We start from the raw sequence: 22,614 nt of genomic DNA on the forward strand, positions 1-22,614 counted from the left end.
TCGGGGCCGCCCTTTCTCGTGCGCTCAGGCCCAGAGCTGGCCTTCGAGGCGTTCCTCGGCCTCGTCCAGGGTGCCTTCGTAGGCGCCCGTGGACAGGTATTTCCAGCCGCCGTCGGCCACCACGAAGACGACGTCGGCCCGCTCGCCGGCCTGGACCGCCTTCTTCGCCACGCCGAGCGCGGCGTGCAGCGCGGCCCCGGTCGAGACGCCGGCGAAGATGCCCTCGGCGGCCAGCAGCTCGCGGGTGCGCCGCAGCGCGTCGGCCGAGCCGACCGAGAAGCGCGTGGTCAGCACCGACTCGTCGTAGAGCTCGGGGATGAAGCCCTCGTCCACGTTGCGCAGGCCGTAGACCAGCTCGCCGTACCGCGGCTCGGCGGCCACGATCCGCACGTCGGGCACCCGCTCGCGCAGGAAGCGGCCGACGCCCATGAGCGTGCCCGTGGTGCCGAGCCCGGCCACGAAGTGCGTGACGGTGGGCAGGTCGGCGAGGATCTCGGGGCCCGTGGTCTCGTAGTGGGAGCGCCAGTTGGCCGGGTTGCCGTACTGGTAGAGCATGACCCACGACGGGTTGTCCGCGGCGAGCTGCTTGGCGACCCGGACCGCCTCGTTGGAGCCGCCGGCGGCGGGCGAGGAGATGATCTCCGCGCCCCACATGCGCAGGAGCTGGCGGCGCTCCTCCGAGGTGTTCTCCGGCATGACGCAGATCAGCTTGTAGCCCTTGAGCTTGGCCGACATGGCGAGCGAGATGCCGGTGTTGCCGCTCGTGGGCTCCAGGATCGTGCAGCCGGGCGTGAGCAGGCCGTCCTTCTCGGCCTGCTCGACCATCCAGAGCGCGGGCCGGTCCTTGATGGAGCCGGTCGGGTTGCGGTCCTCCAGCTTGGCCCAGATCCGTACGTCATCGGACGGCGACAACCTCGGCAGGCCGACGAGCGGCGTGCGGCCCACCGAGTCGATCAGCGATTCGAAACGCATGTCATCCGCCGGCGACGGCGGGGAGGACGGTCACCGTGTCACCGTCGGACACCGGGGTGCCGAGCCCGCCGAGGAAGCGCACGTCCTCGTCGTTGAGGTAGACGTTGACGAAGCGGCGCAGGCCGCCGGCCTCGTCCACCAGGCGGTTCTTGATGCCCGGGTGGTTGGTCTCCAGGTTGGTGATCAGCTCGTCCAGGGTCGCGCCCTCGGCGTTCACGGCCTTCGCGCCGTCGGTGTAGTTGCGAAGGATCGTCGGAATGCGAACCTCGATGGCCATCGCGGTCAGTCTCCTCATGAGTGGTCTGTCGTCGTCCAACGGGCGTCAACGCCCAGGGTGTGGCAGGTGTTCCACGCTCAGCGACAGTCGTAGACGACGACGGCCGGAGTGTGCGCGAAGAGGAAGCTCTGCACAGGCCGGACCATCATGGGAGGAACTCTACCTCTTCCTCCGTTACCACCCCATCGAGGATGCGGAAGGAGCGGAACTCCGTCTCGCCCTCCTCGCGCGTCGAGACCAGCACGTAGTGGGTGTCGGGCTCGGAGGCGTAGGCGATGTCGGTGCGCGACGGGTAGGCCTCGGTGGCCGTGTGCGAGTGGTAGATCACGACGGGCGTCTCGTCGCGGTCGTCCATCTCGCGCCAGACGCGGAACTGTTCCTTGGAGTCGAAGCGGTAGAAGGTCGGCGAACGCTCGGCGTTCTCCATCGGGATGAACCGCTCGGGCACACCATTGCGGCCGGCGATCACCCCGCACGCCTCGTCGGGATGGTCGGCCCGGGCATGGGCGACGATCTTGTCAGCGAGTTCCTGCGCGATCGACAGCATGGCCCGGAAGTTACCAGAGGGCCCGGACCAGGCTGTCCTGGAGGTAGGTCAGCCAGTCGTAGGTCACGTACGCCGGGTAGCGGGGGTCGTCCTCGGACATCATCGCGATCTCGTCGTGCACCTCCTCGGTCACCTCCAGCTTGGTGCCGAGCGTGAGGCGGACGTCGTTGAGCGCGCGCAGCCACGCCTGCGCCTGCTCCGGGGTCAGCTCGAAGCGGCCGGGAGCGGCGGTGTCGTGGACGGTCTGGGCGTCGGCCCGCTTGCCCTCGCGCAGCGTCGCCTCGGTGTAGCGGCGGAACTCGGAGGCGTCCTTCTCGTCCTCGTACGCCGAGGGGAACAGCCGCGCCAGCACCGGGTCCGACGGCGCCTCGCCCCCGCCGATGCCGAGCGCCCGCTCCAGCGGATCGTCGCTGGTCTCCCCCGGCGGCACGAGGCCGAGCATCATCGACACCAGCGAGCGCAGCAGGGAGATCTCCGCGGTCTCGAACCGCGCGACCACCCGCCCGCCCTCCCCCGGCGAGAACCCCGAACTCACCCGCACCTCTTCACGCGCGTCGAGAGCGTCATACGCCCTACTTGACCGAATCCGGCTGGAGCGTCGCCCACAAGCCGTAGGAGTGGAGAATCTGCACATCGCGCTCCATCTCTTCGCGCGTGCCGCTGGACACCACGGCCTTGCCCTTGTGGTGCACGTCCAGCATGAGTTTTTCGGCCTTCTCCCTGGTGTAGCCGAAGACCGTCTGGAAGACGTAGGTCACGTAGGACATCAGGTTGACAGGGTCGTTCCACACGATGGTTACCCAGGGCAGATCGGGCCGGACGTCCGATGACGGACGCTCGACGGCGATTGGAGCGGTGGTACCCACATCCGCAAGTCTGCCCTATCTGAGTCGTAGTCTTCGAGTCGTGACAATGACCATGAGCACTGCGTTGCTCACAGATCACTATGAGCTGACGATGCTGCAGGCGGCCCTGCGCAGCGGCGCGGCGCACCGGCGCGCGGTCTTCGAGGTGTTCGCCCGCCACCTGCCGGGCGGCCGCAGGTACGGAGTCGTCGCGGGCACCGGGCGTGTCCTCGACGAGCTCGAACGCTTCCGTTTCGGTGACGAGGAACTCACCTTCCTGCGCGATCACCGGGTCGTCGACGAGGCCACCCTGGCGTTCCTGGCCGACTACCGGTTCACCGGCAACATCTGCGGCTACCAGGAGGGCGACCTCTACTTCCCCGCCTCCCCCATCCTCGTCGTCGAGGGGACCTTCGCCGAGGCCGTGCTGCTGGAGACGCTGATCCTGTCGATACTCAACCACGACTGCGCGATCGCCTCGGCGGCCTCCCGCATGGCGAACGCGGCCGGCGAGCGGCCCCTCATCGAGATGGGCTCGCGGCGTACGCACGAGGACGCGGCCGTGGCGGCGGCCCGCGCGGCCTACATCGCGGGCTTCGCCTCGACCTCCAACCTCATGGCCGGCCACCGGTACGGCATCCCCACCGCGGGCACCGCCGCCCACGCCTTCACGCTGCTGCACGACAGCGAGCGGGCGGCCTTCGAGGCGCAGATCGCCTCGCTCGGCGCCGCCACCACCCTGCTGGTGGACACCTACGACGTGGCCGAGGCGGTGCGCACGGCGGTCGAGCTGGCCGGGCCCGAGCTGGGCGCGGTCCGCATCGACTCCGGCGACCTCGCCGCCGCGGCCCAGGAGGTACGCCGGCAGCTCGACGCGCTCGGCGCCTTCGACACCCGCATCCTCGTCACCTCCGACCTGGACGAGTACGCCATCGCCGCCCTCGCCGCCGCCCCCGTGGACGGTTACGGCGTCGGCACCTCGCTGGTGACCGGCTCCGGGGTGCCGACGGCGGCGCTGGTGTACAAGCTGGTGGCGCGCGAGACCGCGAGCGGCGAGCTGGAGGCCGTGGCCAAGCGCTCGGTGGGCAAGCCGTCGCGGGGCGGGCGCAAGGACGCGTACCGGCTGCTCGACGACTCCGGACACATCGAGACCGAGCTCATCACCACCGGCGGCCCTGCTCCCGCGGGCGGCATACCCCTGCTGCGCGACCTGGTGCGCGACGGCAAGGTGATCGGCAGGGAGTCCCTGGACGAGGCCCGCGAGCGCCACCGGCGCGCGGTCTCCACCCTCCCCCTGGAGGCCCTGCACCTGGGCAGGGGGTACGCGGCCATCCCGACCGAGTTCGCGTGACGTATCGTGCTCTTATGGGCACCGCGCTGATCATCGTCGATGTGCAGAACGACTTCTGCGAGGGTGGCAGTCTCCCCGTGGCCGGCGGCTCGGCCGTGGCGGCGGCGATCACCCGCCACGTGAGCGAGCACGGCTACGACCACGTGGTGGCCACCCGCGACTACCACGTCTCCCCCGGCGAGCACTTCGCCGAGTCCCCCGACTACGTCTCCTCCTGGCCCGCCCATTGCGTGGCGGGCACGCCGGGCGCCGACTTCCACCCGTCGTTCGACGTCTCGGCGGTGGAGGAGGTCTTCAGCAAGGGCGCGTACACCGCGGCCTACAGCGGCTTCGAGGGCGAGAGCGGCGACGGCGTCACGCTGATCGACTGGCTGCGCGAGCGCGGGGTGGACGAGGTGGACGTCGTCGGCATCGCCACCGACCACTGCGTGCGCGCCACCGCACTCGACGCCATGAAGCACGGGCTCACCGTGCGGGTGCTGCTCGACCTCACGGCGGGGGTGTCGCCGGAGACGACCGAGGCCACGAGGGCGGAGCTGGAGCGGGCGGGCGCCACGCTGACGGGGGCTCCCGTTACGGGCTGACCGCAACCGCCGTTCACGTTGCGTACGCGCTTCGCAACGCAGCGGTCATGTGATAATCAAGAGGATGAACCCTCTCCGGAGCCGCAGTAGTACGGAGAGTGACACATGATCCTCTATCTCGAAGGTTTCCCATGCTGGCCCTCTCACTCGGGGCGGCCTGGCTGCTCCTCGCTCCGCTGAGCCTCTGGCTCCTGTTCCGAGGCCGTCCGCTGGAGCGAGCGGGCGCGATCGTGACCCTGCTGCTGCTGGAGGCCGGCACGATCGTCATGGGCCGGCTCGCCGCGCCGCAGGCGACCCCCGACCACACGGTCGTGGCCCACGACGTCCCGCCGGCGGAGGCGTCCTGCGCGGGGCGCGCCCCCACCCCGCGCTCGGCCCGGCTGGGCACGAGCCTCGTGCTGACCTGGGCGGCCCGCCGCCACGAGTGCGACACGGCGGAGGTCGCGATGCGCTCGCAGGGCCGGCGGCTGCTGGTCTGGCTGCACACCGGCCACGCTGCCCCGACCGGCGGCGGGCGGCTCGCCTACACCCTGCCGGTGCACGTCAAGGGCCGCACCGCGGCGGTCACGGTGCCGCTGCCGAAGGACGCCGCCCGCGTCCCGGTCGACGGCCGCAACGGCCGTCGCATCCCGCCGCCGCGCGGCTGAGCGACGTCAGGGAGCCGCGACCGCGAGCCGCAGCGCGTCGTCGAACTGCGCGAACACCTCGAACGCGTGCCGCAGCCCCGTGATCGACAACACCCGCGCCATCACGCCCTGCACCCCGCCGAGCAGCAGCCGGGTGCCCCGGGCCTCGCAGCGCTGCATGACGCCGACGAGCTCGTTCATGCCCATCGAGTCGCAGAACTGCACCTCGGCGAGATCGAGGATGAGAAACGGCGGCGGCGGCAGCTCCCAGACGAGCTCCAGGTGCTCCCGCAGCAGAGGCACCGCGTTGACGTCGAGCTCGCCTTCGAGCCGAAGGATCACGGCGTTGCGCGAGAGGCCGGAAGAGACGTTGAGCGTCGATTTTCGGTTGGCCTCATATGACATGGGCGGGAGTCCTTCTGCGCATCAACGCGAGCCAAGAGAGTTGTTGCCGCTTCTGCCGGGTCTCTAACGGAAGGTCACTGCTCTGTGGCCAAATGCGTATGGTTCAGACCCGGCGGGTGCGAGGCGGCCGAATGACACCTCTTACGTCAGCCCGCTGACGACGAGGTAGGCGAGGACCAGCACGACGAGGAACACGAGCAGGACGGCGGTGCCGCTGATCACCACCAGCACCCGGGTCCGCCGGGCCGTCCAGCGGATGGCGGCCACCACGGAGGTGATCAGCATGGTCAGGAGCAGCAGGGAGACGCCTCTGCTGCCGGCGGTCTGGAGAGCGGTCAGGACAAGGGAGGAAGCCGAGAACATCATGAGGTGATCCCTGTACGGAGACGAGAAACTGGGTGAGGGGGCCGCTCCGGGGTGGGGTGTGGGAGGAGTCGTCAGCTCGCGGCCTGAACCATCTCACCTCCATTCAGTTAACTTCAGTTTATTAACCGCGAACTTATTGCTTGAATGATTCCCTGGCTGAAGCCGGGCATTCCTTCCCATCGGTGAGAGATGTCTGGCTAGACTGTTGTCTTTCGTGCGCGACGTTTCCCTGCGTAGCTCACGTGTTTGGGCCTAGCTGCGAGTTCTCTGCAGATTTCGCGGTGAGGTGTATGTTCACTAGAAATTGCTGAAGTTGAATGAGGCAGGCATGAGCGGCGACGATTCCGCGCGGACCGCGCTGGCCCGGCGTCTGCGTGAGCTCCGCGACAGCCACTGGCCGGACCTGCGGGTCACCCAGGCGCAGCTGCGGGAGGCGTTCGGGGTCAGCGTCCCGCTGATCTCCTCCTGGGAGTCCGCCACCACGGCCAAGATCCCTCCCCTGCACCGCCTGGAGAAGTACGCCGCCTTCTTCGCGACCCGGCGCTCGCTCGCGGGCGGCGTCGCCCGCGTGCCGTCGCTGTCCGAGCTGACCTCCGACGAGCTGGACGAGCACAAGAAGCTGCTGGCCGAGCTGACCCGGCTGCGCCAGGCGGCCCTTCGCCACCAGGTCGCGGCGGAGGGCGGCGGTGCGGGCGGGACCGGCGACGCCCTGCTGGCCGGCCCCTGGCACTTCCCGGAGGGCGAGCCGATCACGATCATCTGCTCGCAGGTCCCGGAGGAGGAGCGGGCCAGGATCCCGTTCGCCGTCCCGACCCAGGGCGACTACATCGAGCTCTACAAATACTCCGACCTCGACTCCTTGTTTGAGTTATGGGGGCATCTGCGGGCCGCCAACCCGCACAGCCAGGTGACCCTGCGCGCCACCGAGGATCTGCGCTCCGACGACCTGACCACGCACGTCGCGCTGCTCGGCGGCGTCGACTACAACGAGGTCACCGCTTCCACGCTGGCCCGCATGTCCGACCTGCCGGTGCGGCAGGTGTCCGACTGGGACGGCGAGCGGGGGCCGTACTTCGAGGTCGGCGAAGGGGGCGACACGCGCAGGCACCACCCCGTGACCGTGCGCAACGGCGATAGTGTACGACTGCTCGAAGACGTCGCCTTCTTCTACCGCGGCGTCAACCCGGACAACCACGAGCGCACCTTGACCATCTGCAACGGCATGTACGCCAGAGGCGTCTACGGCGCGGTCCGCGCGCTCACCGACGCGCGCTTCCGCGACCGCAACGCCGCCTACCTGCGCGACCGCTTCGGCGACGCGCAGTCCTACAGCATCCTCATGCGCGTCAGGATCGAGGGCCGGGCCGTGGTCACACCCGACTGGACCCAGGAGTCGTACCGGCTGCACGAGTGGCCGGACGCCCGTGAGGCATGACAGGCCGCGCGGCGGCACCGAGCACCACCACGGCTCGCACCGGCACCTCATCGACATTTTCGAAGCCGGCGAGGAGCCGGCGCACGGCCGGGGCGCCATCGACGCGATCATCGTCCCGACGATCCGGCATCCGCGCTGGCTGACGTACGCGACCCGGCTCGCCCTCGACCTCGGCTGCCACCTGGTGTCGCTGCACAGCCGCAACTGGAGCCGGGCCAGGGAGGCGGCCCAGGCCATGCCGGACGGCCTGCGCTACATCAGCGCCGACGTCGACCACGTGGACCGGCTGCGGCTGCCCGACTTCGAGACCACGGCCGTGCTGCGGGACACCCCGTTCGCGCGGACGACCGACCTCAGCGCCAAGCGGAACACCGGGCTGCTGCTGGCCCGGCTGCTCGGCTGGCGGCGGATCGTCTTCCTGGACGACGACATCGAGGTGGGCCGCCAGGCGGACGTCGAACGGGCCGCGGCGCTGCTCGACACGTACGACGTCGTCGGCATGCACATCGGCGGCTATCCGGACAACTCGGTGGTGTGCCACGCGCATCGCCTCACCGGCGGGCACCAGGAGTCGTTCGTGGGCGGGGGCGCGCTGGCCGTCGCCGTCGATCCGGGGCGCACGCCCTCCTTCTTCCCCAACGTCTACAACGAGGACTGGTTCTACCTGCTGGGCGAGCGGAGACTGCGCCGCCTCGCGGTGGCCGGGCAGGTCAGGCAGCGGCCGTACGACCCGTTCGACCGGCCGGTGCGGGCGCGCGACCAGGAGTTCGGCGATGTGCTGGCCGAAGGCGTCTACTGGCTGCTGGACGGGGATCCGACGGCCGAATGGGGCGCGGCGGCCGACGCCGCGTACTGGAGGGACTTCCTCGCCAGGCGGCAGCGCTTCGTCGAGGACGTGCTGAGCCGGGTACGCCGCCTGCCCCCGGGGCCCCGGCACAACCGGCACGCGATGGAGAACTCCCTGCTCGCCGCGCTCGGCCGGCTGCGCCGCATCGAGCCGGAGCTGTGCGCAGGCTACCTGAAGGCGTGGGCCGTCGACCGCGAGCGCTGGGCGGCGCACCTCGACGAGCTCCCGCACCTGGAGTTCGCCGCCGCGGACGCGGTCAAGTGGCTGGTGAAGGACGGCGAGCGCGGACTGCATTGGTACGGTTCCGTGGCGGGTTGACCGGTTTCGGCAAGATTCGTGGCACCGCCCTCCGGGAACGTGTGCTTCCGTGGGCGCCCCCGACATCCGCCAAGCCGTCCGTGCGGACCTGAGTCCCCTCGTCCGCTCGCTTGGGCAGGAGCACTACTTCCACGACCGGCTGGCCCTGCAGGACGCCGGGCACGGCTTCCTCCTCGTGGCCTGGGAGCGGGAGGTGGCGGTCGGCGACGTGTACGTGTGGCTGGCGCCCGCCGAGGAACCCGAGTTGCGCGCGCACTTACCCGGCGTGGCGCTGCTCACCCACCTGGAGGTGGCCGCGCCACGCCGCAACCAGGGCATCGGGACCGAGTTGCTGTGGGCGGCCGAGGAGCGGCTGCACGCCGAGGGCCACGACCGCGTCGCCCTCGGCGTGGACCTGGACAATCTCGACGCGCAGCGGTTGTACCGCCGCCGCGGCTACGCCGAATGGCCCCACGGGCCGGTCGCCACGACGGAGGTCGTCTATCACGCCGACGGGACCCGCGAACGCCGCCCCGAGGTCTGCCGCATCATGATCCGCCACCTCGGCCACAACCGCTACCGCTGACCGAGGGCCTGCGGGAGGTCAACGGCGTTGGGTGGCCCAGCGGCGGATCATGTCGATGCGTTCCTGGATCTGCTCCGACGTCGCCTGCGCGATCGGCGGGCCGCCGCAGACGCGGCGCAGCTCGGCGTGGATGACGCCGTGCGGCTGCCCGGTGCGGTGGTTCCAGGCGCCGACGAGGCCGTTGAGCTCGCGGCGCAGCTCGGCGACCTGCTCGTGCGGGGCCAGGGCCGGGGCGGCCGGCTCGGCCGATTCCTGCTTGCGCCTGGCCGCCTGCTGGTCCGACTGACGCTTGCGCAGCAGGGTGGCCACCTGGTCGGGCTCCAGCAGGCCGGGCAGGCCGAGGAAGTCCTCCTCCTCGGCGGAGCCGATCGCGGCCCCGGTGCCGAACTCGCCGCCGTCGAAGAGCACCCGGTCGAACGTGGCCGAGGTCTCCATCGTCTCGAACGGCAGCTCGTCGCCAAGGACGTCGGGATTGTCCTGCTTGCGGTTGGCCTGCTCCAGCAGCGAGTCGTCGAGCCCGTCCTCCGGCGGCCGCTTGTTGAGCACGTGGTCGCGCTCGACCTCCATCTCGTTGGCCAGCCCCATGAGCATGGGCACCGAGGGGAGGAAGACCGAGGCCGTCTCGCCGCGCTTGCGGGCGCGGACGAACCGCCCCACCGCCTGCGCGAAGAAGAGCGGCGTGGAGGTGGAGGTGGCGTAGACGCCGACGCACAGACGCGGGATGTCGACGCCTTCCGAGACCATCCGGACGGCGACCAGCCACCGATCCTGCGACGCCGCGAACTGCTTGATCTTCTTCGAGGCGCCGGGATCGTCGGACAGGACCACGGTGGCGCCCTCGCCGGTGATGTTGCGCAGGTGCCTGGCGTAGGCGCGGGCGGTCTCGTGATCGGTGGCGATGACCAGGCCGCCCGCGTCGGTGACGCCCCGGCGCACCTCGGTCAGCCGCCGGTCGGCGGCCTGCATGACCTGGCGGATCCAGTCGCCCTTGGGGTCGAGCGCGGCCCGCCACGCCTGGGAGAGCTGGTCCTTCGTGAGCGGGGTGCCGAGGGTGGCGGCCAGCTCGTCGCCGGCCCGCGTGCGCCACTTCATCTCGCCGCTGTAGGCGAGGAAGATCACCGGGCGGACGACGCCGTCGTCGAGCGCGGGGCCGTAGCCGTAGGAGTAGTCGGCGACGCTGCGCTTGAGGCCCTCGGCGTCCTCTTCGTACGCGACGAAGGGGATCGGGTTGTCGTCGGAACGGAACGGGGTGCCGGTGAGCTGGAGGCGTCGGGCGGCCGGCTCGAACGCCTCGCGCACGCCGTCGCCCCACGACTTGGCGTCGCCCGCGTGGTGGATCTCGTCGAAGATGACCAGCGTCTTGCGCGCCTCGGTGCGCGCCCTGTGCAGCGCCGGGTGCATCGCGACCTGCGCGTAGGTCACCGCGACGCCGGTGTAGTCGCGCGAGGTGGTGCCCTGGCTGTTCTTGAACTCGGGGTCGATGCCGATGCCGACCCGCGCCGCGGCGTCGGCCCACTGACGCTTGAGGTGCTCGGTCGGGGTGACGATGGTGACGGCCCTGATCACCCCGCGGGACAGGAGCTCGCTGGCGATGCGCAGGGCGTAGGTCGTCTTGCCCGCGCCCGGCGTCGCCACGGTGAGGAAGTCACGCGGCTCGCGCCGGAAGTAGAGGTCGAACGCCTCCTGCTGCCAGGCGCGCAGCTTGGGAGCGGTGCCCCACGCGGCCCGGTCGGGATAGGAAGGAGACAGGTGGGACGCGGCGAAGGTGCTCACCGCATCACCTCTGGGGTTCGTGTGCTTCGCTCTCTCACAGTGACCCAAGAGTAATCGGGCCCACTGACAAGACGTGCCGTGAGCCGTGGATTCTGGCCAAGGTCGTCCTCACGTGCTATGCGGCTTATCGGAGGCTCGTCAGCACCGTGTCGAGAGCCTGTCTGCTTGGGGTTTGCTCGGGTTGCAGCAGGCCGAGCAGGAGCACGCTCCGCTCGCCCCGCGTGAGGAGCATCACTCTCAGGTACGCGGGCCGGTTGACCACGTCACGGTACTCCGCGCGCAGCGCCCGCGTGTGCCCGCCGGGGATCTGCCGGTCCTCGACGACCTTGACGCGGTCGCCCTTGAGCAGCAGCCGGGAGTACAGCTCGGCGGCCTCGGCCGTGGCCTCCTTGGCGTCCGCGACGGGTTCGGGGAGAGGGCGGGCCATCACCAGGCCGCCGGCTCCGTCCCTGGCCACCGAGGTGAAGCCGGACACGGGGGGCACGGGCGCGACGTACCAGCCGTCCGGCAGGGTCGCGGCCACCCCGGCCAGGCCGTCGATCAGCCTGCCCGTCCCGGCCTCCGGCCCGGGCTGAGGCGCGACGAGGCGCGGCGCCAGGTTGATCGCCACCGCCACGAGCGCCGCGCCGGTCAGGAGCGCCGCCAGCGCGAACGCCAGGCGGCGCGGCATCCCTGCGGGGGCCGTACGCGTGCCGGGGGCGGCGGGGGTGCCGTAGAGGCGGGCGGAGGGCGGCAGGGCCTCCGTGGAGCTCTCCCTGGACGCGGGGGACGGGATCAACCGGAACGGCGACCGCCAGGAGACCGGCTCAGGGTCCGACGACGACTCGCCCCAGAACTCGGCGTCCGGGTCGTCGTCGGTGGCGATGGACGGACTGCCACCGCTCTTGAGACTGCCCGTGTCGGCGTCCCTGCCGCCGTCCTTCAAAGCGCCCCAGCCGACGTCTCCGTCATCGTCCTCCACGCCGCCCCAGCCGGCGTTCCTGTCGTCGTCCCTGGACGCACCCCAGCCGGCGTCTCCGCCGCCGGGCTTCAAAGCGCCCCAGCCGGCGTCCCTGCCATTGTCGTCCTCTACGGCGCCCCAGCCGACGTCCCTGTCGTCCCCGGACGTGCCCCAGCCGGTCTGCCCGTCCACGTCATCGTCGACATCCCCACCGGCGTCCCTGCGGGTGGTCGTCGCGTCCGGGTACGGGCTCCGGCCCGACCGCGGATGGGCGGCGCGGGGAGTGGTGCGCCGGATGCGCGGGTTCCAGGGCTCGTCGAGCTCCACGGTCTCCCCCGGCTCCAGGTCCAGCGGATGCCCGCGCCGGCGGCCCACGAGCTCCTCCGGGGGCGCGGCCTCCCGCTCGTCGCCGTCCGTCGGAGGACTGCGGCGGTGCCTGGCCCCCGGCGGGAGAGGCGGCCAGACCCGGTGATCATCCTCCATGAACACCTCCTCGCCCGCTGTCCTATCACTCCTTGCGACGGAGATCAGGCGATCCGTGATCGCTGGGACGGGAGGGACGGAATTCACCTCATGCGACCGGCCAGCACCGCCCCGCTCCCCCCGACCACCGCCATGAGGAGGCAGATGACCAGGAACCCGGTGGCGATCTGGGACGGCGCGTGCCCGATCAGGTTGACCAGCGCGCCCCCGGCCCCGATGGCGAGCGCCGAGCCCAGCATGTCCGTGACGTTGAGCGCCGCCGAGTTGGCGCCCTGCTCGTTCTCCGGCGACTGCTTGAGCGTGGTGACGCTGACGGTGGCCATGCCGACCCCCATGCCGAGCCCGGCCACGATCCAGGCCGGCACCGCGACCCATCCCGTCACCCCGGGCAGGACGGCGAGCAGCGCCAGCAGCACGCCCACGGTGACGCAGGACGCCGCGAACCTGATCCGCAGGTGCGGCTCCCCGGCCTGGCGGCTCTGCAGGTACGACCCCGCCGACCAGCCGAGCGCCCCCGTGGTGAGCGCGATCCCCGCCTCCCTGACGCCGAACCCCTTCACTTCCTGGAGCGCCAGCGGGATGAAGGAGTTGACCCCGAAGAAGGTGGCCGACAGGAAGCCACGCATGAGCACGGTCGTGGGCAGCCCGCGGGCGAAGCGCAACGCGCCGGGGGGCAGCAGCCGGTAGAGGCCGTACAGCAGGAAGGCGAGCCCCACGACGGTCTCGGCGACGCCCATGACGGGCGCCTGGTGCAGCCGGTCGACGCCGTGCAGCAGCACGCCGGCCCCGCACGCGGCGGCGGCCGCGGCCAGCGTCATGGCGAGCGGGCGCGAACGCGGCCCGTCGGGCAGCTGCTCGGCGGCGGCCGAGCGCTTCAGCGACGGGAGCAGCATGAGCAGCGCGGGCACGACCAGCGGGATGATGCCGTAGAAGACGTACCGCCAGCCCCACTGCCCGGCCACGGAGCCGGCGATGGCGGGGCCGACCATGGACGGCACGACCCAGGCGGCCGAGACCGCCGCGAACGCCTTGGGCCGCATGTCGACCGGGTAGACCCGGGCGATCATCACCAGCAGCGCCACGAACGAGGCTCCGGCCCCGAGCCCCTGCACGGCCCGCGCCGACAGGAACAGCACCGACGTGTTCGCCGCGCCGGCCAGCGCCATGCCGGTCACGAACAGCGCCAGCCCCACCACGAACGGCACCGCGAACCCCCGCCGGTCCGCGAAGAGCCCGGCCACCACGTTCGCGAACAGGCTGGAGACCAGGAAGGCGGAGAAGCTCAGCCCGTAGAGGTCGAGGGCGTCCAGGTCGCGGGCGACGTCCGGCATGACGACCCCGACCGACATGCCCTCGAAGGCGACGAGGGTGACGACGAGCAGGATGCCGAAGGTGGCGATGCGGTAGTCGGCGCCGAAGAGCCGAGGGGGTTGGTGGGGGGCGTCGAGTGCTTTTGGTGCTGTCACCTGCACATCGTAATTTGTCGCACCTTTGACGGTGCCGGGGTGTGCTGGTGCGCATGCCGACGAGACGGCGGTCGCGTGCCGGGGCAGCTGTGCGGCACGCGATTACCGCTCGGCCGCGCTCACTGCTTGTCGCCGCCCTTGTCGTCGCCGCCGCCCGCCGGCAGGCCCTCGTAGATCTCCTTGCACTCCGGGCACACCGGGTATTTCTTCGGGTCGCGGCTGGGCACCCAGATTTTCCCGCACAGGGCGCGGATGGGCGTGCCGGTGACCATGCTCTCAGTGATCTTGTGCTTGTCCGCGTAGTGGGCGAACCGCTCGTGATCGCCGTCGCCGTGCGACGTCTGTGGCGTGGTTTCCTGCTTCGGAAGGATCTTCGTGCTCACCCCATCGAGTTTATGCCCGCCCGCCCGCGGCCCGCGCCTCCCCAGGACAGCGAGAACGGCCCCCGCCGCCTGGCGGGGGCCGTTCAGGAAACAGGGGGTCAGCCCACGTGCACGGGCGCGCCCTCGGTCTTGCGGCCGGCCTTCACGAACATCGTGAGGGCCGCGGTCAGGACCGCGACGCAGGTGCTCACCACGAAGGCGAGGTGCATGCCGTCCATGAACGAGTTGTGGACGGCGTTCGTGACCACCTCGGGCAGCCCGGGCGGCGCGACGCCGAACGCGGCGGCCGCCTCCAGCCCGGCCATCTGCTCCGGCGGCAGCGCCTGAGCCGCCGGGCCGAGGTAGCCGGGCAGCCGGTCGGAGATCTCACCGGCCATGACGGCGCCGAGGATCGCGGTGCCGAGCGCGCCGCCGACCTGCATCGCCGACTGCTGCAGGCCGCCCGCGACGCCGCTCAGGTCGAGCGGGGCGTTGCCCACGATGATCTCGGTGGCGCCCACGAACACCGGCGACAGGCCGAAGGCCAGCAGCACGAACGGGATCGCGGTGTCGACGAACGAGGCGTCGATGCCGAGCCGGGACATGAGGAACATGGCGCAGGCGGTGATGAGCAGGCCGCCGGCCATCGTGATCTTCGGCCCCAGCTTCCCGATCGCCATGCCGGCGAGCGGCGAGGCGAAGATCATGCCGGCGCTCATCGGCAGCATGCGCAGACCGGCCTCCAGCGGCGTCAGCCCGTGCACGCCCTGGAAGAAGAAGCCCAGGAAGAACATGGCGCCGAACATGGCGAAGGCCACCATCATCATCAGGAACGTGCCGATGGAGATGGACGGGTTGGCGAACAGCGACAGCGGCACCAGCGGCTGGCCGCCGCGCTTCTTGAGCAGGTGCTGCCAGAGGACGAACGCCCCGATCAGCACCGCGAAGCCGCCGAGGAAGCCCAGCGTGGTGCTGTCGCCCCAGCCCCACTCGGGGGCCTTGATGATGGTCCACACCAGCGCGAACATCGCGCCGGACAGCAGCAGCACGCCCAGCCAGTCGATGCGCGCGAACGTCTTGGCCCGGCTGTCCTTGATCAGGATGACGCCCAGGATCAACGCGATGACGCCGACGGGCGCGTTGATGAAGAAGACCGACTCCCAGCTCACCTTCTCGACCAGCACGCCGCCGACGATCGGTCCGGCTGCGCTGGACAGGCCGATGATCGCGCCCCACGCGCCCATGGCCTGGTTGAGCTTCTCCCCCGGGAACGCGCTGCGCAGCAGCGCCAGCGCGGCGGGCTGGAGCAGCGCGCCGAACAGACCCTGGAGCACCCGCAGGCCGATCAGCGCGCCGACCGGCGTGATGCCGGGAATGATGTCGGCCAGCTCGGCGCTGAGTCCGATGCCGACCGACGTGACGGCGAATCCGGCCACACCGATCAGGAAGACCCTCTTGTGCCCGAACAGGTCACCGAGCTTGCCCGCGGTGATCAGGAACACCGCCAGGGCCAGCAGATAGCCGCTGGTCACCCACTGCAGGTCGGACAGCGACGCCTTGAGGTCGACCTGGATCACCGGGTTGGCGATGCCGACGACGGTGCCGTCCAGCATCACCATGATCACACCAAGGCTGACCGCCAGCAGCACGAGCCACGGATTCCCCCCGGCCCCCGTCTTCGCCACCTCGGGCGAGGACGGCGCGTCCACCGCCTTCGCGTTCGCCATGAAGCCCCCTAGTTCACATACGCCCCACACCAGGGCGGAAGTCTCTTAAGCCTCCGGTAATCTATGACAGGCGATGACGTCTGACAAACGACTTTTAAAAGGCAGCGGATGACTTCTGTCACACTGTGACAGCAAGGTTTCGAGGGAGTGACGGCAGTGGGTCTCCGCGAACGCAAGAAGGAGAAGACGCGCCTGGCGATCCTCGACGCGGCGCTCGACCTGTTCCTCGAACAAGGATACGAGTCGACCACCGTCGAGCAGATCGCGGGGGCCGTCGAGGTGTCCCCCCGCACGTTCTTCCGCTACTTCACCGGCAAGGACCATCTGGTGCTGTGGTTCCACGACCAGGGCGAGGAGATCCTGCTGGAGACGATGGCGGCCAGGCCGCCGGACGAGCCGCCGTTCACCGCGCTCATGCACGCCCTGCGCGCCATGCTGGCCGACATCGAGGACTCGACGCCGCAGGAGCACGAGCGTTTCCTCAAGCTGCGCCGCATCCTGGACGAGAACCCGCGCCTGGTCGGCCAGTCGGTGGCGCGGGGCACGGAGACCGAGCGCCGCCTCGCCGAGGTGGTGGCCGCGCGGCGCGGCGTCAAGGCCGACGAGGACCAGCTCTCCCACCTGATCGTGGCCTTCGCGATGTCAACCATGCGGGTGGGCTTCGAGTGCCCGCGCAGCGACGGGAGCCTGCCCGAGATCACCGGCCGGATGGCGGAGAGCATCGAGCTGGCCGAGCGTTCCCTGCGCCCCGGCTGGGACGTCTGAGGGGTCAGTTCATCGAAGGGTCGTCCGGGCAGGTGGCGACGAAGGCCAGCTCGCCCGGCTGGCGCCGCAGCACGTGCCGCCACAGCGACCCGGGGTCGGCGTGGAAGGTGTCGCCCACCTCGGAGTCCACGACGTACCAGGCGCCTTCGGCGATCTCGCTCTCCAGCTGGCCGGAGGACCAGCCGGCGTAACCGGCGAAGATCCGCATCTGGGCGATCTCGCCCTGCAGGATCTCGGGCGGGGCGTCGAGGTCGACCGTGCCGAGCCGGGACACCGCGGGCGTCCCCGCGTGCAGCCTGCGCCAGCCGAGCGGCTCCTGCCCGCTCGGCACCGCCGCCAGCGCCAGCGCGCTGTCGGTCTGCACCGGCCCGCCCTCGAAGAGCACCGAAGGCCCGGTGACCAGCGGGTCCCAGACCGGGAGCACCTGGGTCACCGAGATGTCGCTGGGCCGGTTGAGCACGACGCCGAGGGTGCCCCCGTCGCGGTCGTGTTCGAGGATCAGCACCACGCTACGCCGGAAGTTGGGGTCGTCGAGAAGCGGCGTCGCCACCAACAAACCGCCGACGTAGATCGCTTCCGCCATACCTCCATCATGAAGGGTGCAGGGGGGTGCGCGCTGCCCCAGAGCGCTCATGTTACTTTTCGTGTTCACAAAGACACTTCGGGTAGCAAAGATCACGACGTGTGGACCTTGGGGGAGCTCATGCGCATCGGTACCCGTCTGGCCCTGGCCGCCCTGGCGGTGGGCGCCGCGGCCTCCGGCCCGGCATCCGCGTCGGCCTGGCCGGGGGCCTCCGATCCCGGGGACGCGTTCACGATGACCGTGGACGACGTCAGCTGCCGCTCGGGGCGGGCGAAGGTGACGCTGCGCAACCAGACCCGGCAGGCGGTCCGCTTCGACCTGAAGTCCGACGCGGTCAGCGTGGCCAGCGGCTCGATCGCGGCCCGCAAGAGCGTCGTGCGGCAGGTGCCGGTCCACAAGGGCAGCCGCGCGGAGATCGAGGCGTACCAGGTCGTCGAGCACCAGCCGGAGACCCTCATCGACTCCACCCGGGTGGAGAACGACTGCCCCTGGGGTCACCGCACCGGGCAGCTCCCCTTCACCGGGCCGCCCGCCGACCTCATGGCCAAGCTGGCGACCGCGGGCGGGCTGGTCGTGATGGGCGGGATCTTCTGGTGGTACGGCTCCGTCTGGCCCCGCCGGCCCGACCTGCCCAAGGGGTGCCCGACCTCGCCTACGAAATGAAGGCTACGAAATGAAGGCGCCCGCCTTCGCGGCGGCGAGCGCGCGGCGTACGGACCGCTCGGCGGCCTCCGCGGTCACCGGCTCGCGGGTGACGACGAGCAGGTAGTAGAGCGGGGCCGAGACCGCCCGGATCACCTCCGTGGCGTCCGTGCCCTGCGGCAGCTCGCCGCGCCCGACCGCGAGCTCCACCACGCCCGCCCATTCCTCGATGCGCCGCAGGTAGAACGCGCGCAGCGCGGCGGCCGCCTGCTCGTCGCAGGTCGCGGCGGCGATCATCGCCTGGAACGTGGCCCCGAGCCGCCCGTCGTTGACCGCCTCGACCACGGCCAGGGCGTTGGCGCGCAGGTCGCCCTCGATCGAGCCGGTGTCGGCGTGCGGGGAGGACTGCTCGGCCAGCTCGACCATGAGATCGGTGACCAGGCCCGCTGGGCTGCCCCAGCGCCGGTAGAGCGTGGTCTTGCCCACGCCGGCCCGGATCGCCACCTGGTCCATGGTCAGGCCGTGGAAGCCGTGCTCGACCAGCTCGTCCTGGGCGGCCTGGAGCACGGCCGCGCGGACCCGGGCGGTGCGGCCGCCCGGCCGCACGGTTCCCGCGACGCGGGCGGGTGAGTCCATCTGTCTCCTCGTCCCTCGGGGCACGCACGGTCGCCGGGACGGGGTGTCCCGGTGCGTGCGAAGGGTGGCGGCGCCTGCAGGCCCGCTGAGCGTCCGCTGCGAGATTGCTTACCGCTTGCGCAAATTGTAGAGCCGCACGGGGCGGGCGTCGGCAGGGCGATCGCCGTTCGGCGATATCGAACGACCCTGCGCTACAGTGCCGATCGTGGGAGAGACCATCCAGTCCGTCGAGCGGGCGGCCGCGATCCTGCGGCTGCTGGCCTCCGGCCCCCGCCAGCTCGGGGTGGCCGAGCTGGCCCGGGGCCTCGGCCTGCCGAAGGGCACGCTGCACGGCATCCTGCGCACGCTGGTGCGGGTCGGCTTCGTCGAGCAGGACCCGGCCACGGGCAAGTACCGCCTCGGCGCCACGCTGCTCCACCTCGGCAGCAGCTACCTCGACGTCAACGAGCTGCGCGCGAGGGCCATCAACTGGGCCGACGCGCTGGCCGGGCGGAGCAGGGAGAGCGCCTGGATCGGCACGCTGCACGAGGGCCACGTCCTGGTGATCCACCACGTCTTCCGCCCCGACGACAGCATGCAGACGCTCCAGGTCGGCACCTATCTGCCGGTGCACGCCAGCGCGCTCGGCAAGGTGCTGCTCGCGCACGACCCGTACGGCGAGCCGGCCGCGCCGCTGCCCCCGTACACCGGCGCGACGATCACTGACCCAGGGCGGCTGGGGGCGGAGCTGGAGCTGGTCCGCGCCCGCGGCTGGGCCGCCGAGATGGAGGAGCTGACCGAGGGCGAGGTGGCCTACGCCGCGCCGATCAAGGACTCGCGTGGCATCGTGGTCGGCGCCATCGGCATCAGGGGCGCGATGGAGCGCCTGGCGACGGAGGGCGGGCCGCGCATGGAGTTCGTCTCGTACGTGAGGGACGCGGCCCGCGCGATCACCCGCGACCTGGCCCGCTGACCCCGACCAGTTGCCCGACCAGTTGAACGCCTCCCGCGGAACCGAATACCATTCCTCATGTCGTTCGACATTGTCGAACCCCGAGCTAGCGAGGATCCGCCAGTGCCTCGACCGACCTACATCGCCGCCATCGACCAGGGCACCACGTCCAGCCGGTGCATCGTCTTCGACCGGACCGGCAATATCATCTCCGTCGCCCAGCGCGAGCACCGCCAGATCTTCCCCAGGCCCGGCTGGGTCGAGCACGACGCGGAGGAGATCTGGGAGTCGGTCCAGCTCGTCCTCGCCGAGGCCGTCGGCGGCGTGGACGGCGACATCGCCGCGCTCGGCATCACCAACCAGCGCGAGACCACGGTGCTGTGGGAGCGCGACACCGGCCGGCCCGTCTGCCCGGCGATCGTCTGGCAGGACACCCGCACGGCTCCGCTGACGCACGCGCTGGCCGAGCACGAGGCGCTGTTCAAGGCGCGGGCGGGGCTGCCGCTCGCCACCTACTTCTCCGGGCCGAAGATCCGCTGGCTGCTGGACGAGCACCCGGGGCTGCGCGAGCGGGCCGAGCGCGGCGAGGTGCTGTTCGGCACCATGGACAGCTGGCTGCTGTGGAACCTGACCGGCCGGCACGTCACCGACGTCACCAACGCCAGCCGTACGATGCTCATGAACATCCACACCCTGGCCTGGGACGACGACCTGCTGGCCGCGCTCGGCGTGCCGCGCGCGATGCTGCCGGAGATCCGCCCGTCCGCCGAGGTCTACGGCCGCACCGCGGGCGGCGTGCCGGTGGCGGCCGCGCTCGGCGACCAGCAGGCGGCGCTGTTCGGCCAGACCTGCTTCGACCCCGGCGAGACCAAGAGCACCTACGGCTCGGGCAGCTTCCTGCTCATGAACACCGGTGACCGGCCGGTCGTCTCCAAGCACGGCCTGCTCACCACGGTCGGCTACCAGCTCGGCGACACGCCGGCCACGTACGCGCTGGAGGGCGCGATCGCGGTCACCGGCTCGCTGGTGCAGTGGCTGCGCGACAACCTCGGCCTGATCTCCAGCGCCGCCGAGATCGAGACGCTGGCGAAGACGGTCCCCGACAACGGCGGCTGCTACTTCGTGCCGGCGTTCTCCGGCCTGTTCGCGCCGCACTGGCGCTCCGACGCGCGCGGCGTGATCGCGGGGCTGACCGGGTTCGTCACGAAGGGGCACCTCGCGCGGGCCGTCCTGGAGGCCACCGCGTGGCAGACCCGCGAGGTCGTCGACGCGATGAACGCCGACGCCGGGCTCGGGCTCACCACGCTGCGCGCCGACGGCGGCATGACCGCCGACAACCTGCTCATGCAGACCCTCGCCGACGTGCTCGCGGTGCCGGTGATCCGGCCGATGGTGGCCGAGACCACGGCGCTCGGGGCGGCGTACGCGGCCGGCCTCGCCACCGGCTACTGGCCGGACCTCGACAGCCTGCGCGCCAACTGGCACAAGGCGGCCGAGTGGCGGCCGGAGATCGACGAGGCGGCCCGCGAGCGCGAATACCGCAACTGGAGGAAGGCCGTGGCCCGCACCCTCGACTGGGTCGACGATCAGGAGTTCCAGCAATGATGATCAGTACGGGGACCGAGCGCGCGGAGACCAGGGAGGAGTTGTCCACCACCGCCTACGACCTGCTGGTCATCGGCGGCGGCATCCTCGGCACGTCCGTGACCTGGATGGCCGCCCAGGCCGGCCTGCGGGTGGCGATGGTGGACGCGGGCGACTTCGCCGGCGCCACTTCCAGCGCCTCGTCCAAGCTGGTCCACGGCGGCCTGCGCTACCTGCAGACCGGCAACGTCCGGTTGGTCGCCGAGAACCACAGGGAGCGCCGCGCGCTCGCCGCCGACATCGCCCCTCACCTGGTCAAGCCGCTGACGTTCCTGGTGCCGATCTACAAGGGCGGCCCGCACGGGGCGGCCAAGCTGGGTGCGGGGGTGTTCCTGTACTCGGCGCTGTCGGTGTTCGGCGACGGCATGGGCCGGGTCGTCACGCCGCACCAGGCCCTCGCCAAGGTGCCCGCGCTGCGCGCCGAGGGGCTGCGCGCCGCCGCCGTCTACGGCGACCACCAGATGAACGACAGCCGCGTCGCGGTCATGACCGTACGGGCGGCCGTGGACGCCGGCGCGACCGTGCTCAACCACGCCGAGGTCGTCGGGCTGCGCAAGAGCGGCGGCACGGTGACCGGCGCCGAGCTGCGCGACCGGCTGGAGGGCGCCGAGTTCGGGGTGAGCGCCCGCCTCGTGCTCAACGCCACCGGCCCGTGGGTGGACCACCTGCGGCGCATGGAGGACCCGGGCGCGGCCCCCAGCATCCGCCTGTCCAAGGGCGCCCACCTGGTGCTGCGCCGGCACGAGCCGTGGAAGGCGGCGCTGACCACGCCGATCGACAAGTACCGGGTGTCGTTCGCCATCCCGTGGGAGGACCACCTGCTGCTCGGCACGACGGACGAGGCGTACGAGGGCGATCCCGCCGACGTGCGGCCCACCGAGGCCGACATCGCGCAGATCCTCGACGAGGCCGGTCACGCGGTGCGCGACGCGCAGCTCCGGCGCGAGGACATCACCTACGCCTTCGCCGGGCTGCGCGTGCTGCCCGGCGGGCCCGGCGAGGTGACGGCGGCCAAGCGGGAGACCGTGGTGACGCGCGGCGCGGGCGGCATGCTGTCGGTGGCGGGCGGCAAGTGGACGACCTACCGGCACATCGGCCGCACCGTCCTCGACACCCTCGCCCACCTGCCCGGCCGGCCGCTCGGCGACGACCTGGCCGACATCCTGCCCGCCGTGCCGCTGCCCGGCCTGGCCAGCCCCGACGCGGTGGCCCTGCGCCTGTGGACCGACCGCGAGCGCGGCGCCCGCATGGACCCGCTGGTGGCCCGGCACCTGGCGACGCACTACGGGTCGATCGCGTTCGACCTGGCCCGGCTGATCAGGGACGACCCGGCGCTCGGCGAGCGCATCCACCCGGAGGGGCCGGACATCTGGGCGCAGGCCGTCTACGCGCGCGACCGCGAGTGGGCGGCGACCGTGGACGACGTCGTCCGCCGCCGCACCACGCTGACCGTACGCGGGCTCGACACGCCCGAGGTGCGCGCCAGGATCGCCGAGCTCCTGGGCTGAGCCCGGCGGGAGGTGG

General features: G+C 71.3%; 25 protein-coding genes. 11 read left to right on the plus strand and 14 right to left on the minus strand.

Annotated elements, in window-relative coordinates; all coding sequences use genetic code 11:
* Positions 1–24 precede the first annotated feature (24 nt).
* The 5 genes from ABD292_RS20135 to clpS all read right to left on the minus strand — a co-directional run bounded on the left by ABD292_RS20135 (position 25) and on the right by clpS (position 2,662).
* Positions 25–972 carry a PLP-dependent cysteine synthase family protein gene (locus tag ABD292_RS20135; protein WP_344209346.1) on the minus strand — a complete coding sequence of 316 codons (948 nt, stop codon included), beginning with the start codon at positions 970–972 and terminating at the stop codon, positions 25–27.
* Position 973: 1 nt separating this feature from the next.
* Positions 974–1,249 (minus strand): MoaD/ThiS family protein, encoded by a 276-nt coding sequence (locus ABD292_RS20140; protein WP_020546633.1) that lies wholly within the window; start codon positions 1,247–1,249, stop codon positions 974–976.
* A gap of 145 nt (positions 1,250–1,394) precedes the next feature.
* Positions 1,395–1,796: a M67 family metallopeptidase gene (locus ABD292_RS20145; protein WP_344209349.1), complete on the minus strand. Its 402-nt coding sequence runs from the start codon at positions 1,794–1,796 to the stop codon at positions 1,395–1,397.
* 10 nt (positions 1,797–1,806) lie between these two features.
* Positions 1,807–2,331 carry a DUF2017 domain-containing protein gene (locus tag ABD292_RS20150; RefSeq protein WP_344209351.1) on the minus strand — a complete coding sequence of 175 codons (525 nt, stop codon included), beginning with the start codon at positions 2,329–2,331 and terminating at the stop codon, positions 1,807–1,809.
* A gap of 37 nt (positions 2,332–2,368) precedes the next feature.
* Entirely contained in the window at positions 2,369–2,662 is a 294-nt protein-coding gene (clpS, locus tag ABD292_RS20155; protein ID WP_026215058.1) for an ATP-dependent Clp protease adapter ClpS, read from the minus strand.
* Between the two features lie 46 nt (positions 2,663–2,708).
* Here clpS and ABD292_RS20160 point away from each other — a divergent pair, with 46 nt between their 5' ends.
* The 3 genes from ABD292_RS20160 (at position 2,709) to ABD292_RS20170 (ending at position 5,223) form a co-directional block, all read left to right on the plus strand.
* Complete coding sequence (locus ABD292_RS20160) at positions 2,709–3,992, plus strand: nicotinate phosphoribosyltransferase (RefSeq protein WP_425565130.1); 1,284 nt, start codon at positions 2,709–2,711, stop codon at positions 3,990–3,992.
* 14 nt (positions 3,993–4,006) lie between these two features.
* Entirely contained in the window at positions 4,007–4,576 is a 570-nt protein-coding gene (locus ABD292_RS20165) for an isochorismatase family protein (RefSeq protein WP_344209356.1), read from the plus strand.
* 131 nt (positions 4,577–4,707) lie between these two features.
* Positions 4,708–5,223, plus strand: coding sequence for a hypothetical protein (locus ABD292_RS20170; protein ID WP_344209358.1), 516 nt, complete (start codon positions 4,708–4,710; stop codon positions 5,221–5,223).
* Between the two features lie 6 nt (positions 5,224–5,229).
* On the opposite strand, the gene ABD292_RS20175 is transcribed toward ABD292_RS20170, so the two are convergent.
* Entirely contained in the window at positions 5,230–5,607 is a 378-nt protein-coding gene (locus ABD292_RS20175; RefSeq protein ID WP_344209360.1) for an STAS domain-containing protein, read from the minus strand.
* A gap of 141 nt (positions 5,608–5,748) precedes the next feature.
* Positions 5,749–5,973, minus strand: coding sequence for a hypothetical protein (locus tag ABD292_RS20180; protein ID WP_344209362.1), 225 nt, complete (start codon positions 5,971–5,973; stop codon positions 5,749–5,751).
* 328 nt (positions 5,974–6,301) lie between these two features.
* Here ABD292_RS20180 and ABD292_RS20185 point away from each other — a divergent pair, with 328 nt between their 5' ends.
* The 3 genes from ABD292_RS20185 to ABD292_RS20195 are packed head-to-tail and all read left to right on the plus strand — an operon-like array spanning position 6,302 to position 9,138.
* Positions 6,302–7,408, plus strand: coding sequence for a helix-turn-helix domain-containing protein (locus ABD292_RS20185; RefSeq protein ID WP_344209364.1), 1,107 nt, complete (start codon positions 6,302–6,304; stop codon positions 7,406–7,408).
* Entirely contained in the window at positions 7,398–8,573 is a 1,176-nt protein-coding gene (locus ABD292_RS20190) for a hypothetical protein (protein WP_344209366.1), read from the plus strand. Before ABD292_RS20185 ends, ABD292_RS20190 begins: the two co-directional genes overlap by 11 nt.
* 49 nt (positions 8,574–8,622) lie before the next feature.
* Complete coding sequence (locus tag ABD292_RS20195) at positions 8,623–9,138, plus strand: GNAT family N-acetyltransferase (RefSeq protein ID WP_344209368.1); 516 nt, start codon at positions 8,623–8,625, stop codon at positions 9,136–9,138.
* A gap of 18 nt (positions 9,139–9,156) precedes the next feature.
* Here the strand turns inward: ABD292_RS20195 and ABD292_RS20200 are convergent, their stop codons facing one another.
* From ABD292_RS20200 to ABD292_RS20220, 5 genes are all read right to left on the minus strand, one after another.
* The gene (locus tag ABD292_RS20200; protein WP_344209370.1) at positions 9,157–10,911 is read right to left on the minus strand and encodes a DEAD/DEAH box helicase; all 1,755 of its coding nucleotides are present in this window, start codon (positions 10,909–10,911) and stop codon (positions 9,157–9,159) included.
* 124 nt (positions 10,912–11,035) lie between these two features.
* On the minus strand, positions 11,036–12,334 hold the full coding sequence (locus ABD292_RS20205) for a hypothetical protein (RefSeq protein WP_344209372.1): 1,299 nt from the start codon (positions 12,332–12,334) through the stop codon (positions 11,036–11,038).
* Positions 12,335–12,417: 83 nt separating this feature from the next.
* Positions 12,418–13,800 carry an MFS transporter gene (locus tag ABD292_RS20210; RefSeq protein WP_344209374.1) on the minus strand — a complete coding sequence of 461 codons (1,383 nt, stop codon included), beginning with the start codon at positions 13,798–13,800 and terminating at the stop codon, positions 12,418–12,420.
* A 119-nt stretch (positions 13,801–13,919) separates the two neighbouring features.
* A complete protein-coding gene (locus ABD292_RS20215) occupies positions 13,920–14,183 on the minus strand; it encodes a DUF3039 domain-containing protein (RefSeq protein WP_344209376.1) in 264 nt (87 codons plus the stop codon).
* A gap of 98 nt (positions 14,184–14,281) precedes the next feature.
* Positions 14,282–15,889: an MFS transporter gene (locus tag ABD292_RS20220; protein WP_344209378.1), complete on the minus strand. Its 1,608-nt coding sequence runs from the start codon at positions 15,887–15,889 to the stop codon at positions 14,282–14,284.
* A 147-nt stretch (positions 15,890–16,036) separates the two neighbouring features.
* On the opposite strand from ABD292_RS20220, the gene ABD292_RS20225 reads away from it, so the two are divergent.
* Positions 16,037–16,654: a TetR/AcrR family transcriptional regulator gene (locus ABD292_RS20225; protein ID WP_344209380.1), complete on the plus strand. Its 618-nt coding sequence runs from the start codon at positions 16,037–16,039 to the stop codon at positions 16,652–16,654.
* Positions 16,655–16,658: 4 nt separating this feature from the next.
* Here ABD292_RS20225 and ABD292_RS20230 read toward each other — a convergent pair whose 3' ends face one another.
* Positions 16,659–17,237 (minus strand): YqgE/AlgH family protein, encoded by a 579-nt coding sequence (locus ABD292_RS20230; RefSeq protein WP_020546648.1) that lies wholly within the window; start codon positions 17,235–17,237, stop codon positions 16,659–16,661.
* Between the two features lie 120 nt (positions 17,238–17,357).
* Between ABD292_RS20230 and ABD292_RS20235 the strand changes: the two genes are divergently transcribed.
* Complete coding sequence (locus ABD292_RS20235) at positions 17,358–17,900, plus strand: hypothetical protein (RefSeq protein ID WP_344209384.1); 543 nt, start codon at positions 17,358–17,360, stop codon at positions 17,898–17,900.
* A 3-nt stretch (positions 17,901–17,903) separates the two neighbouring features.
* Here ABD292_RS20235 and ABD292_RS20240 read toward each other — a convergent pair whose 3' ends face one another.
* Positions 17,904–18,515 (minus strand): TetR/AcrR family transcriptional regulator, encoded by a 612-nt coding sequence (locus tag ABD292_RS20240; protein WP_344209386.1) that lies wholly within the window; start codon positions 18,513–18,515, stop codon positions 17,904–17,906.
* Between the two features lie 196 nt (positions 18,516–18,711).
* On the opposite strand from ABD292_RS20240, the gene ABD292_RS20245 reads away from it, so the two are divergent.
* Genes ABD292_RS20245 through ABD292_RS20255 form a run of 3 tightly spaced genes read left to right on the plus strand, consistent with a single transcriptional unit; the run spans position 18,712 to position 22,598 of the window.
* Positions 18,712–19,467 carry an IclR family transcriptional regulator gene (locus tag ABD292_RS20245; RefSeq protein ID WP_425565133.1) on the plus strand — a complete coding sequence of 252 codons (756 nt, stop codon included), beginning with the start codon at positions 18,712–18,714 and terminating at the stop codon, positions 19,465–19,467.
* Between the two features lie 57 nt (positions 19,468–19,524).
* Positions 19,525–21,051, plus strand: coding sequence for a glycerol kinase GlpK (glpK, locus tag ABD292_RS20250; RefSeq protein ID WP_344209390.1), 1,527 nt, complete (start codon positions 19,525–19,527; stop codon positions 21,049–21,051).
* Positions 21,048–22,598: a glycerol-3-phosphate dehydrogenase/oxidase gene (locus tag ABD292_RS20255; protein WP_344209392.1), complete on the plus strand. Its 1,551-nt coding sequence runs from the start codon at positions 21,048–21,050 to the stop codon at positions 22,596–22,598. Before glpK ends, ABD292_RS20255 begins: the two co-directional genes overlap by 4 nt.
* Positions 22,599–22,614: the final 16 nt, after the last annotated feature.

Source organism: Nonomuraea bangladeshensis (genome assembly GCF_039529455.1).
In the GTDB taxonomy this organism is placed as follows: domain Bacteria; phylum Actinomycetota; class Actinomycetes; order Streptosporangiales; family Streptosporangiaceae; genus Nonomuraea; species Nonomuraea bangladeshensis.